At 61.3% G+C, this 13152-nt stretch carries 12 protein-coding genes and 1 tRNA gene; all 13 read left to right on the forward strand.

Annotation, left to right across the window (positions count from 1 at the left end):
- Positions 1-47: 47 nt before the first annotated feature.
- The 13 genes from KH208_RS07060 (at position 48) to pth (ending at position 13014) form a co-directional block, all read left to right on the forward strand.
- Entirely contained in the window at positions 48-1196 is a 1149-nt protein-coding gene (locus tag KH208_RS07060; RefSeq protein WP_291435055.1) for an RNA polymerase factor sigma-32, read from the forward strand.
- A gap of 151 nt (positions 1197-1347) precedes the next feature.
- Positions 1348-3126 (forward strand): tetratricopeptide repeat protein, encoded by a 1779-nt coding sequence (locus tag KH208_RS07065; protein WP_291435057.1) that lies wholly within the window; start codon positions 1348-1350, stop codon positions 3124-3126.
- Entirely contained in the window at positions 3123-3911 is a 789-nt protein-coding gene (locus KH208_RS07070) for a hypothetical protein (protein WP_291435059.1), read from the forward strand. The genes KH208_RS07065 and KH208_RS07070 overlap by 4 nt, the downstream gene beginning before the upstream one ends.
- Positions 3912-4064: 153 nt before the next feature.
- Positions 4065-4499 carry a ribose 5-phosphate isomerase B gene (rpiB, locus tag KH208_RS07075; protein ID WP_291435061.1) on the forward strand — a complete coding sequence of 145 codons (435 nt, stop codon included), beginning with the start codon at positions 4065-4067 and terminating at the stop codon, positions 4497-4499.
- A 255-nt stretch (positions 4500-4754) separates the two neighbouring features.
- Complete coding sequence (gene cysS, locus KH208_RS07080) at positions 4755-6206, forward strand: cysteine--tRNA ligase (protein ID WP_291435063.1); 1452 nt, start codon at positions 4755-4757, stop codon at positions 6204-6206.
- 50 nt (positions 6207-6256) lie between these two features.
- Positions 6257-7669, forward strand: a complete 1413-nt coding sequence (locus tag KH208_RS07085) for a M48 family metallopeptidase (protein WP_291435065.1) — start codon at positions 6257-6259, stop codon at positions 7667-7669.
- Positions 7669-8202 carry an ATP-dependent protease subunit HslV gene (gene hslV / locus KH208_RS07090; RefSeq protein WP_291435067.1) on the forward strand — a complete coding sequence of 178 codons (534 nt, stop codon included), beginning with the start codon at positions 7669-7671 and terminating at the stop codon, positions 8200-8202. Before KH208_RS07085 ends, hslV begins: the two co-directional genes overlap by 1 nt.
- Complete coding sequence (gene ispE / locus KH208_RS07095) at positions 8199-9101, forward strand: 4-(cytidine 5'-diphospho)-2-C-methyl-D-erythritol kinase (RefSeq protein WP_291435070.1); 903 nt, start codon at positions 8199-8201, stop codon at positions 9099-9101. Before hslV ends, ispE begins: the two co-directional genes overlap by 4 nt.
- Positions 9092-9166 (forward strand) — tRNA-Gln (locus tag KH208_RS07100). The genes ispE and KH208_RS07100 overlap by 10 nt, the downstream gene beginning before the upstream one ends.
- A 206-nt stretch (positions 9167-9372) precedes the next feature.
- The gene (locus tag KH208_RS07105) at positions 9373-10320 is read left to right on the forward strand and encodes a ribose-phosphate pyrophosphokinase (protein ID WP_008684369.1); all 948 of its coding nucleotides are present in this window, start codon (positions 9373-9375) and stop codon (positions 10318-10320) included.
- Positions 10321-10426: 106 nt separating this feature from the next.
- On the forward strand, positions 10427-11044 hold the full coding sequence (locus tag KH208_RS07110; RefSeq protein WP_291435073.1) for a 50S ribosomal protein L25/general stress protein Ctc: 618 nt from the start codon (positions 10427-10429) through the stop codon (positions 11042-11044).
- Between the two features lie 426 nt (positions 11045-11470).
- Entirely contained in the window at positions 11471-12349 is an 879-nt protein-coding gene (locus KH208_RS07115; RefSeq protein ID WP_291435075.1) for an alpha/beta fold hydrolase, read from the forward strand.
- 47 nt (positions 12350-12396) lie between these two features.
- Positions 12397-13014, forward strand: a complete 618-nt coding sequence (gene pth, locus KH208_RS07120; protein ID WP_291435077.1) for an aminoacyl-tRNA hydrolase — start codon at positions 12397-12399, stop codon at positions 13012-13014.
- Positions 13015-13152 lie beyond the last annotated feature (138 nt).

Raw genomic sequence — 13152 nt, forward strand, 5'->3', positions numbered from 1 at the left:
AAAGCATTGCCGCCTGTTCCGAGCGGCAGTGATTGAGTATGAATAAAATGAAAAAAAATAATAAGATAGCCCCTTCCACGCGGCATAAGAGTGGAAAAAGCAAAACGGCCCCTAAAAAAATCGAGCCTGAAATAGAAGTGCTTGAAGCTCCGCGCGAAGCCGGGGAGGACGAAGACCAAAATCTGGAAACGCTGGATCTGCTGGACGGCGAAGAACTGGCAGCGGGTGAAGTGCTGGATGTGGACGACGACAAGGATGCCGAGCCGGAGCTGGCCCTTGAGGAAGGGGGCGACGGCGCCCTTCCTGCGCCGAGTGCGCCCCGTCTGCCCTCTCCGGCGGGCGCACGCGACAGCCTGCATCTCTATCTGCGCGAGGTAAGCCGCTTTCCAATGCTCAAACCTGAAGAGGAACATGAGCTGGCTCTCCGCGTGCGCGACCACAACGACCCTGACGCGGCTTTCCGGCTGGTGTCTTCCCATCTGCGGCTGGTGGTACGCATCGCCATGGACTTCCAGCGCCGCTGGATGCAGAACGTGCTGGATCTGGTGCAGGAAGGCAACGTGGGCCTGATGCGCGCGGTGAACAAATTCGACCCCGACAAGGGCATCAAATTCTCCTACTACGCCTCATTCTGGATCAAGGCCTACATCCTCAAGTTCATCATGGACAACTGGCGGATGGTCAAGATCGGCACCACCCAGGTGCAGCGCAAGCTGTTCTATAACCTGAACCGCGAGCGCCAGAAACTGATCGCCCAGGGCTACGACCCCGACGCGGCCATGCTGTCCGAACGTCTGGGCGTGACCGAGGACCAGATCAATGAGATGGACCAGCGGCTGGCCTCCACGGACCTCTCGCTCAACGTCCAGGTGGGCGAGGATTCCGGCGGGGCCAGCCGCATGGATTTTCTTCCCGCCCTGGGCCCCGGCATTGAGGACACTCTGGCCTCGGACGAAATCGCGGGCCTGGTGCGCTCGCGTCTGAAAACCATCATGCCCAAGCTCAACGAAAAGGAAGTATACATCCTGCAGAATCGCCTGCTCACCGACGAGCCCGTCACCTTGCGCGAGATAGGCGAACGGTATAACGTTACCCGCGAGCGCGTCCGCCAGCTTGAGGCCCGGCTTCTGGAAAAAATCCGCCAACACCTCACGCTGGACATCAAGGACTTTTCAGACGCATGGATACAATCATAACGCCGCTGTCCGCCCGGCAATCGGACAGCGGCGCGGCGTGAAAACGCTTTGCTTTGGCGCATGACAAGGAAGCATTGTTGCTTGTTGAGGCCTGCTTTCAGAAATATCTCCATAGGTTGCGGCTTTTTTAACCGAACGGCATTGAATCATAATGAAACGTAAAACCATAGCGCTGCTCTGCGCCCTGGCCCTGGCCGCCACGACCTCTCTTTCGCTCCTCGGCTGTGGCGGCTGCGCCGGCAACAAGCCACAGAGTGGGCAGGCTTCCGGGCAATCCGCCGTTGAGGAAAAGCCCGCGCCCTTGCAAAAGGAACCCGCCAGCCTGCAGGACGTGCCCGTGCGCCCGCTGGAAGCTGAACTCTCGCCCGAAGCGCGGAGCACCTATGCCTATCTGCTCTACGCCCAGGCCCTGCTGGACGAGGATGAAGCGGCCCTGTTGCAGGCCGCGTCCATGTTCAGGGAATCTCCGGTTCCGGCCAAGGTCTGGATGGAGGGCGGCGTCTGGCTGATGAGCCGCAAGTCTCCCAATGCCGTGATTTTGCTGGAACAAGCCTTGAGCGTTTGGCCCGAAGACATGTCGCTCAATCTGCTCTACGCCGAAGCGCTCATGGAGCACGGCATGCCCGAGCGCGGCGTGACGCTGATGCGCGCTTATCTGCAAAAGCATCCGGATTCTCTAGATGCCCGTCTGGAACTGGCCCTGCTGCTGGTCAAAAGCAAACAGTTCACGGAAGCCGAAAAACTGCTCAACAGCATTCCGGCCAAGCAGCGCTCTCCCCTGGTGGACTACTATCACGCCAGGGCGCTGATCGGCATGGCCCGCCAAAACGAAGCCATTCCCTATCTCCAGAAGGCCATCAAAGAAATGCCGGATTTTGTGGAGGCCCTGGCCGAACTGGCCTTCATTCACGAGCAGAGCGGGGAATTGCGCGAAGCGCGCACGGTCTACGAAAAGCTGATCAAGCTCAATTTTTCCACCCAGGATGTGGCCCTCAGGCTGGTCAACATCTCCCTGCGCCTGAAACAACCCGAGAAAGCGCTCCAGTATATGCGCCTCGGCCCGGACACCGTGCCATTCAAACTCACGGTCGCCAGCATGTTCATGGATTCGCGCCACTATCTCCAGGCCGAAAGCCTGCTCAAGCAGATCGTGGCCGACGGCGGCGCGCCCGGCGAGGTCTACCTGCTGCTGGCGGATCTGACTTACGAACAGCGCCGGGATTTGCCCATGGCCCTGTCCTGGCTGGACAAACTGCCGCCCACAAGCAAAAGCGCCGGCCGCTCCCGTCTGCTGCGCGCCCAGTTGCTGGCTGAAGCCGGGCAGAACGAAAACGCGCTCAAGGTGGTGCGCCAGGGCCAGAAGGATTTTTCCGACGTGCCCGACTTCTGGGAGTTTGAAATCCGTCTGATGGCTCGCCAGAAACAAATGGCGGACGCCCTCAAAGTGGCCCGCGCGGCTGCCAAAACCTGGCCGGACAATACGGATCTGGCCTTTCTGCTCGGTTCCCTGCTGGATGAAACCGGCGACAAGAAGAGCGCCTTCACGGTAATGGAAGGCATTCTGACCAGCCATCCGGACAATTATCAGGCCCTGAACTATGTGGGCTATACCCTGGCCGAGGAAAACCGGGATCTGGAACGAGCCGTCAAACTGCTGGTCAGGGCCGACGAACTTTCGCCCAATCAATCCTATATTGTGGATTCCCTGGCCTGGGCCCTGTTCAAGTCCGGACGCCAGGAAGAGGCCCTGAAGGAAATCCGCCGGGCCGTCAAGCTGGGTGATCAGGTGGATTCCTCCATTTGGGAACATTACGGCGACATCGCTCTGCGCTCGGGCCTCAAAGACGAGGCCCGCAAAGCCTACCAGAAGGCCCTGGACCTCAAACCCGCCAATGCCGACGCATTGCGGCAGCGCCTTTCGACACTATGAAAAAACTCGCCCTCCTCTGTTGTTTCCTTCTGGCCTGCGCCTGCGCCAGGCAGCCTTCCACCGCCGATTTGGGCCCGGAGGCGCAAGCCCGCCTGGAAAACCGCTGGCAAAAGTTCACGGCCGTGAGCGACGCCGCGCCGCTCGCGCCCTACCGCCTGCAAATGAGCCTGCGTTTCGGCATCGAAGGCGATACCCGTCGGGTCACGGCCCTGTTCTGGGGCAACAGCGGACGTCAGCTGCGCCTGGACGTTATGGCCGGCGTGGGCGCGGTGGTGGCAAAAATCCTGGAGGACGGCCAGCATTTTCTGGTCTACAGCCCGGGCGAAAACAAAGCCTATTTCTACCAGGGCGCGGCCAAACCGCTACTCAAGGTGGGCGTACCCGTGCCCTTTGACCTGGGACACCTGGCGGACCTGCTCAACGGCCGCTACGCCGCTGTGTTCGGTGCGGAGCATACCGCCGCCGCATTGCTGCCCGACGGCATGGCGCGCTACGAGTTGAGCGGCAAGCCCGGCGGCAGTGTAAGCCTCAATGCCGCGGGGCTGCCCGTGGCCTGGCGCGAAGCCCCGCAGGGCGGCAAGGGCTGGAGCATGGAAATCGCCTATGACGACGCCGTGCCGCCGCTGCCCCGTCGTCTGACCCTGACCCACAGCAACGGCAAGCGTGCCATCCTGCTGATCAAGGAAAGAGAAAAACCGGCCAAGGCCTTTACCGAGGAGCAGATGCGCCTTACCTTGCCGGAGGACGTGCCTCTGCTGCCGCTTTCCCAATACAAGGCGCAGTAGTCTGTTTTCCTTTGCTAGAGCGGTTCACACATGAAATGCGCCAACCGCTCTACAAGGATTTGCCTGCAAATCCTTGTCACGAAATGCGAGTAGGCGGGCGTTGCTCGCCGGAAAGGAGCATTTCAAGTGTCATAAATGCTCCAAGGAGAGTCTATGCAACGCATCCATCTGGCCTCGGATCACGCCGGATTCGACCTGAAAGCCACCCTGGCCCAGCATCTGACCGGACTCGGCTATGAGGTCATCGACGACGGCACCTATTCCAAAGACAGTTGTGATTATCCCGTTTTTGCCCATAAACTCTGCGAAGCCGTGGAACGCGAAAACTGCCCCGGCATTCTGATCTGCGGCACGGGCATCGGCATGTCTCTGGCAGCCAACCGTCATCCCGGCATCCGGGCCGCGCTCTGCACCACCGAGCTGCACGCCCGCTTCGGCCGCCGCCACAATAACGCCAATGTGCTCTGCCTGGGCGCGCGGGTCACGGGCGTGGAGCTGGCTTTGGCGATTGTGGGAACCTTTCTGGAAAATCAGTTTGAAGGGGGCCGCCATCAGCGCCGCCTGGATTTGCTCAAGGTTCCCGCCTGAGGCAGGGGCAGGCCGACGGCTGTTTCCGCCGCGTTTTCCGGCAGAGCCAAGAGTCGGCTCCGGGGCTCCTGCCGGGGGCTGTTCTAAATGAGGATTTTCGTTCTCTGCCAAGGGCGTCAGCCGTTGCCGCGTCTGCGGCTTGTTTGAGCCGTTCACGGCGAAGCCGTTTTATTCAAACCCGACCTTCGCACGGGGCGAGCCTGACGCAGGCAGAGGGCGAAAGGACAAGTTAGAAACAGCCCCTAAAGGATCGTCATGCAGATTTACAATACTCTGGGCCGTCAAAAAGAAGAATTCATTCCTGTCCGGCCGGGCAAAGTTCATATGTATGTCTGCGGCATCACCGCCTATGACTACTGCCATATCGGCCACGCCCGTTCCGCCCTGGTGTTCGATGCACTGGTCCGCCATCTGCGCCATCTGGGCCTGGAAGTCACCTTTGTGCGTAATTTTACGGATGTGGACGACAAGATCATCAACCGCGCCAACAAGGAAGACCGCGACTGGAAGGAAGTGGCCCAGACCTATATCGACGCCTTTCATGAAGACATGGACCGCCTGGGCGTGCTGCGTGCCGACCTGGAACCGCGCGCCACGGAATACATCCCCCAGATCCAGGATCTCTGCGCCAAGCTGATCGCCGAGGGCACGGCCTACGCCACGCCGTCGGGCGACGTCTACTTCCGGGTGCGCTCCTATCCGCCCTACGGCAAACTTTCCGGCCGCAGTCTGGACGAACTGCTTTCAGGCGCGCGCGTGGCGCCGGGCGAGGAAAAGGAAGATCCGCTGGATTTCGCCCTCTGGAAGGCCGCCAAGCCCGGCGAACCCTCCTGGGACAGTCCCTGGGGCAAGGGCCGTCCCGGCTGGCATATTGAATGCTCGGCCATGAGCAGCCCCTATCTGCCTCTGGATATCCACGGCGGGGGCCAGGATCTGGTCTTCCCGCACCATGAAAACGAAATCGCCCAGTCCGAAGCCGTCTGCCGTTGCGAACTGGCCCGCTACTGGGTGCACAACGGCTTTGTGCAGGTCAATGCGGAAAAGATGTCCAAATCCCTGGGCAACTTCAAAACCATCCGCGACATTCTGGGAAGCTATCTGCCCGAAACTCTCCGCTTTTTTCTGCTGGGCAAGCACTATCGCAGCCCCATCGACTTTACCTCAGAAGGCATGGACGAGGCGGAAAAAGCCCAGCACCGGGTCTATTCTTCCCTGCTGGAGGCCAGCAAGGCTCTGGAGCGCGCCTCCTGGAAAAAGACACCCCTGCCCGCCGAGTTGTCGGCGGAATGGGCTGCCCTGCCCCAGGCCTTTGAAGCCGCGCTGGACGACGACCTGAACACCGCCCAGGCCCTGGGCCAGATATTCTCCCAGGTGCGCATCGTCAACCGCCTGCTGGAAGAAAAAAATCTGCGCGCGGCCGAGGGCACGCGGGATCTGCTGGAGGAGTTTCTGGCCCGCGCCCGCGACTGGGATGGTCAGCTGGGCCTGTTCGGCAGGGATCCCGCCGAATTTCTGACCGAACTGCGCGCCATGCGCGCCGCACGTAAAAACCTGGATATGGACCGTGTGGAAGACCTGCTGGGCCAGCGGCGGGAAGCCCGCATGCAGAAGGATTTTACCCGCTCTGACGCCCTGCGCCGGGAATTGCTCGACCTGGGCGTAAGCGTGCGGGATACGCCGGAAGGACAGGCCTGGGATCTGGAATAGCCAGCATTCCCGGACGCCGACTCCCGGCCCGGCTTTGCCGAGAGGATAGTATGTCGTTTCGTTGTTTCGCCGCCCGCCGCTGGACGGCCCTGCTGGTTCTTCTGGCCTTTCTGCTGCCGCAGCTCTGCCCCGTACCGGCGCGGGCTTTCTTTTTCGGCGGCGTGTCCATCAAAGATGAAAAGGAGATGGGCCATAAGTTCGATGTCATGGTCCGCTCCAGTCTGCCGGTGGTCGAAGACCCGGAAGTAAGCCAGTACGTCAAGTATCTGCTGGACCGCCTGGTCAAGGCTCTGCCGCCCCAGCCGTACAGCTTCAAGGCCACGGTGGTTCTGCACAATTCCCTTAACGCCTTTGCCGTGCCCGGCGGGTATGTTTTCGTTTTCACCGGCATGATCATGAATCTGGACCGTGAGGACGAACTGGCGGGCGTGCTGGCCCACGAGCTGGCTCATGTGACCCAGCGCCATGTGGCCGCGCGCCTGGAACGGGCGCAGTACCTGACAGTGGGTTCGCTCCTGCTGGCTATCGCGGGCGTGGCAGCCGGCGGACCGGGCGGCGGCGCCCTGGCCATAGGCGCCATGGGCGCGGGGCAGTCGGCCATGCTCAATTACAGCCGTGTGGACGAAAGCGAAGCAGATCATATCGGCCTGCAATACCTGACAGCCGCCGGGTATCCGCCCAGCGGCATGGTCGGCGGCTTCAAGGTGCTGCGCCAGAAAAGTTGGATGAGCGGTACCAGCGTGCCCGCCTATCTCTCCACCCACCCGGCCATCGGTGACCGCATCAACGGCCTGCAGGCACGCATCCAGACCATGCCCGCCGACATCCGCGACCGCAAGCTGGACAACCGGCGCTTCATCCGCGTCAAAACCCTGCTGTGGGCCCGTTACGGCGACGAGCAGGCGGCTCTGCAACGCTTCTCCGGCAAGGACGGGCTCTCGGCCATGGGCCGGGGCATCGTGCTGGCCCGCCAGAACAAGATCAATGAAGCCAGTACGGCCTTCGACCAGGCCCTGGCCGCCGCCCCTTCGGACCCGCTGGTACTGCGTGAAGCCGGGGCCTTCCACTACCGCAAGGGCGATATGAACCGCGCCGACGGCCTGCTGCGACAAGCCATGCGCCTGGACCCGCGCGATTACATGGCTTCCTTTTTCTACGCCAGGATGCTGGATGAAACCGGCCGCCAGGCCCAAGCGGACAAGTACTACACGGAAGTACTGCGCTATGTGCCGGAAGACGCCGAGGTGCACGAGTCCTACGCCCGCTCCCTGGGCAAGGCGGGCAAAACCCTCGACGCCTACATCCATATGGCTTACAGCGCCCTGTACTCCAACAATAAAAAACAAACCGAGCGCTTTTTCAACCAGGCCAAGGCCCTGGCCAGCCGCTCGCCGGACAAGCGGCAGTTCCAGCGGCTGGAAGCGGCTTACAAGGAACGCAAGGAAATCTGGGATAAAAACTGATGGATACTCACGCGACAACCATACTGGCAGTGAAAAAAGGCGGCCACGTGGCCATGGCCGGTGACGGCCAGGTGACTCTGGGCCAGACCATGATCATGAAACATACGGCCCAGAAAGTGCGCCGCCTGTACGAAGGACGCATTCTGGCCGGTTTCGCCGGTGCCACGGCGGATGCGTTCACCCTGTTTGAGCTGTTCGAGACAAAGCTCAAGGAAGTGCGCGGCAATCTGCTGCGCGCCGCCGTGGAAATGACCAAGGAGTGGCGCAAGGACAAGTACCTGCGCAAGCTGGAAGCCATGCTGCTGTTGGCCGATAACGAACATCTGTTAGTGGTTTCCGGCACGGGCGACGTCATTGAACCCGACGACGACGTGGCGGCCATCGGCAGCGGAGGCCCGTATGCTCTGGCCGCAGCCAGGGCCCTGACCCGGCACAGCGACCTCGACGCGGAAAGCGTGGCCCGCGAGTCCATGCGCATCGCCTCGGAAATCTGCGTGTACACCAACGGCCATCTGACTGTGGAAACCCTATGACCCGGCTTACGGCAGGTTGCAAGGTCAATCTGGGACTGCACGTGACCGGCGTGCGGGCCGACGGCTACCATGAGCTGGACTCCTTGTTTTATCCTCTGCCGACCCTCTGCGACCATCTGGAGATCAGCGAAACCGGCGGGCAGGGCATTGTCGTCCGCTGTGACGAGCCTGGCCTGGACCCGGAACGTAATACACTGACCAAGGCCTACGCGGCCTTTGTCAAAGCCGTGGGCAGCGCGCCCGGCATTGCGGTGGAACTACGCAAAGGCATTCCGCTGGGGGCCGGTCTTGGCGGCGGCAGCAGCGACGCCGCCTCCCTGCTGCTCTGGCTCAGCCGGCGCGCAGTCCGGCCGCCGGATGCCTCCTGCCTGGCCCGCGCGGCGCTTGCCGTGGGCGCGGACACGCCTTTCTTTCTGTACAATCAGCCCTGTCGGGTCCAGGGCATCGGCGAAGTGCTGATCCCCATGGATTACGATTTTTCCGGCCTCAGCCTGGTGCTGGTCTGTCCCGGCATCCATGTGGACACCGCCTGGGCCTTTGCCCGCTATGACGCCCTTTTCCCCGGTAAAGGGCAGGCAGCAAGGCAAAACGACTTGACAAAGAGCCCGTGCAAGGCTAATGGATTTTTTCTCTCTGGAGCAGGGGACAGCGTGTGGTCCGTGTGGGACATCCGCAATGACCTGGAAGCCGTGGTTTTTCCCCAGTATCCGCAACTGGCCGCCATCAAGGCGGATCTTTTGCGCCTGGGGGCCGGTGCTGCCTGCATGAGCGGCAGCGGATCCAGCGTGCTGGGTCTGTTCAGCCGCGCGGCGGCGGCCAGGGCCGAAGATGCCGTGGCGGCGCTGCGCAAGGATAAAAGACACGTTTATCTGCTCTCCTTGGGGAATACTGGGATGTAGCCAAGTGGTAAGGCAACGGGTTTTGGCTCCGTCATTCGAAGGTTCGAACCCTTCCATCCCAGCCACCAGAATTTCGCTTTGAAATTGTTGCGCAACGGCGAAGCTGGTTCGCCTTGCAACAAAGGCAATGCTGTCACCATCCGTAACTGTTATTGGCGTTGCCGGTGGCGGAACGGTGCTTTTTCAAGAGCGCCGGTATGTATTAACGGGCGCTTCTATTAAAGGTGAAAACACGTTCATTGCCCGTGAACGCGTAAGGCAAGGCGGCCTCATGTTCAGCGACCTGAAAATAGTCACAGGTTCTTCCAATTCGGATCTGGCCAAGGCCATTTGTGATCACCTGGGCTGTCAGCTCACGCCCACGCTGGCTACCACGTTCAGCGACGGCGAGCTGCGCATTGAAATCGGCGACAATGTGCGCGGGGACGACGTTTTTGTGGTCCAGCCCACATGTCCGCCCGCGGTCAACCGCAACCTCGTGCAGCTCTGCCTGATGCTGGATGCCCTCAAACGGGCCAGCGCCGGACGCATCACGGCGGTGATCCCCTATTACGCCTATGCCCGCCAGGACCGCAAAGTCAGCCCGCGCGCGCCCATCAGCGCCAAGATGGTGGCGGATTTCATCAGTGTGGCCGGGGCCGAGCGCGTGGTCACCATTGACCTGCATGCCGGACAGATTCAGGGCTTTTTCGACTGCCCGGTGGACAATCTTTTCGCCGTGCCGGTCATGCTGGACAGCCTGCGCCAGCTTAACGAAGACAAAATCGTCATTGTCTCGCCCGACGCGGGCGGCGTGGAACGGGCCAGGGCCTATGCCAAACGGCTCAATGCTCCGCTGGCCATCGTGGACAAGCGCCGTGACCGGCCTAACCAGGCCCAGGCCATGCATGTCATCGGCGAAGTGGAAGGCCGGGTGGCCATTGTGGTGGACGATATGATCGACACCGCGGGCACGCTCTGCGCCGGGGCCGAAGTGCTGCTCAAGTACGGAGCCACCAAAATTGTGGCCTGCGCCACACATCCGGTGCTTTCCGGCCCGGCCATCGACCGCATCAATGAAACCGAGGCCCTTTCACAGGTCATCGTCACCGACACCATCCCGTTGGGCGACAAACTGGAGCGCTGCCCCAAGCTGAAGGTCATTTCCGTGGCCGCGCTGCTGGGCAAGACCATTCACAACATTCATACCGGCTCTTCGGTAAGCGTGTTGTTTGTATAGCCGGCACGCGCCGGACAAAAAGCGAATAAGTCCCGCAAGGGAATGGCAAGCAACTCATACGAACTTTTTCCGCACGTTTCAGGCGGCGGCCAGCAAGGAGTGGATCATGGACATTGAAAAAACGTTGAGCGTGCAGAAACGCGAAGATTGCGGCAAGGGTCCCAGCGGCCGTCTGCGTTCCCAGGAGCTGATCCCCGGCGTGTTTTACACGGCCAAGGGTGAGAACATCACCGTGCAGGCTCCTACCCTGCCTTTGGAAAAGCTTTATGCGGAAGTGGGCCACACCACTGTGTTCAATCTCGAAATTGACGAAAACGGCCAGAAGAGCACGCACCCTGTGCTGATCTGGCAGGTTCAGCGCCACCCATACAAGAAGTGCTTCACCCACATCGATTTCTACGGCGTGGACCTGAATAAAGAAGTCAAGGTTGACGTGCCTCTGGAATTCGTGGGCGTTTCGCGCGGCGTGAAGCTGGGCGGCGTGCTGGAAACCTACCGCGAAAGCGTGCGCCTGAGCAGCAAGCCCTTGGATATGCCCAAGAAGATTACCATTGACGTGAGCGATATGGATATCAACGATACCATCAACATGGCCGATCTGCAGCTGCCCGCCAATGTGACCGCCGTCTACGACCAGAACTTCGCCGTGGTCAGCGTGTTGGCCAAGGCCAAGGACGATGGCGAAGAAGGCGGCGAGGAAGGTGCGGCCGCCGCTACGGAATAAGCCTGTTTTTCCGCCGTGTTTTTCTGGGCCGGCCCCTTCTTGGGGTCGGCCTCATTTTTAAGAAGCGCTGGCGGGCGCTGTGGCACAGGAGTTTTGGCCGTTGGAGAGCCTGTGAGACATGAATACCTTCAAGCATTGCTCTACAATAAACTACGCTTGAGGCCAGCGCGGATAGCGCACAGTTTGTTCCATGCAATCGCTGTCGCCATCCACAACGCTGCTGTCGTGTTCCATGCCGGGCCGCCCTTGTGTGTGCGCCGCGTTTCGTCTACACTTGAAGCAAGTCGGCTCCTCTGTGGACTCCTCAGCAAACCGTCGGCGCGGCAACGGCCTCGACAAAAAACAAAAATCCTCATTACCAGCCCGCCCCTTATTCGTGAGAGCCGTCGTCCTGTACGCCGCGCGCTTTATCGGCAGTGATCTTTTATGCGCAACTATGCAATCCAATATCATCGGTTGCGGCACGGCCGCCGGGGCCTGATCCTTGAGCTCTGGCCCAATCCGGGCGCGGGAACCATGCTGTTTTACCCCGGCACCATGCTCTCGCCCTTTCAGTACAGACCTTTGCTGGCTGCACTGCGCGAAGCGGGCTTTGCCGTGGCCGCCCTGCATCTGACCGGGCACGGCCTCAACCCGCACAGCGTGGGGTTCACGTTTGACGATCTGTTGCACGACGGGTTGGAGGCCGAGCAATGGCTGCACAAGACCGGTCTGGGACCGGTGGCGGTCTGTGGACACAGCCAGGGCGGCATCCTGACCCTGGCCCATGCAGCGGCCTCCCGGCGGCTGGCGGCTGCTTTTCCCATCTGCGGCGTCCTGCCCCAGCAGGACGAAGCCATCAGTCTGACCTTGTTCCGCCCGCTGGCCGCACGGCGTCAAAAGTTGATGGCCGCCATCAACGCTCTGGCCCGCCGCGTGCCGCGCCTGCCCCTGCCGGTGCCTGCCTATCTTTCCCTGCGCCGGATCAGCGCCGGAGCGCGCCATATCCACGTCAACAGGCGCAAAAGCCGTTCAAGCTATCCTCTGGCCTTCCTGGCCAGCCTGTTCAACGCCCGCCTTTCTCCGCGCCTGCGTTGCCCGCTTTACCTGTTCAACGCCAGGGACGACGCCCTGTTCACCCCGACGCTGGCCCTGTCCACCTTCGACCTGCTGCGCGCGCCGTGCAAGCGCCTGATCTGGCTGCCCGGCGGCGGGCATCTGGCGGCCATGAACCCGCAGTTCTGCCGCTATATCGCCCGGACGGTCGCCGCGGCCTGCGCTGGGCTGGGCCTGCCCCTGCGGCTGGAAGCCACGGACGCGCCCTGACGAGGCGGCCGCAGCTTCCGCGTTTCCAACCATCAAGGATTTCTCTCATGGAATATACAGGCGTTCTGGTGGGCCTCGGCAATCCCGGCCCACGCTATGACGGCACCCGGCACAACTGCGGTTTCGCCCTGGTTTCCGCCCTGCTGGAGCTGGCGGACAAGGAGGGCGGTCTCGGTTCTCTCAACGGCGGCAAATTCTCCTGCGAACTCTGGCGGGTCCGCCTGCCGCAACTGAAAGGGACCTGGCTCGCGGCCATGCCCCAGACCTTCATGAACCTCAGCGGCCAGTGCGTGCAGCCGTTGCTGGCCTGGCACAAACTCAAGCCGGAACAACTGGTGGTGGCCCACGACGAACTGGACATTCCGGCCGGGGAGCTTCGCTTCAAGCGCGGCGGCGGCAATGCCGGGCACAACGGCCTCAAATCCATCACCGAGCTGCTGGGTACGCCCGATTTCTACCGGTTGCGCCTGGGCATCGGCCGCCCGCCCCACAAGGGCGACGTCATCAACTGGGTTCTGGGACGCCCCGACGCGGAGGACGCCGAACGCCTGCGCGCGGCTCTGCCCAAGGCTCTGGATACACTTTTCGCCTTTGCGGACAAGGGACTGGAAGCCGCGGTGCGCGCGGCCCGCGCGGTACCTCCGCCCAAGGCGGCCAAAGACTGAATCCACCCGTCGAGGCTGACACGGCGGCAAGTAAAATTTCCGAGACATCAACTTTTTCAATGACAGATAACTTCATATATGCTATCTTCTTTGTAGAAGGAGGAAAGCAATATGAAATGCCGAAAATGTGGTTCCGAA

This window comes from Desulfovibrio sp. (genome assembly GCF_018379785.1).
In the GTDB taxonomy this organism is placed as follows: Bacteria; Desulfobacterota; Desulfovibrionia; order Desulfovibrionales; family Desulfovibrionaceae; genus Desulfovibrio.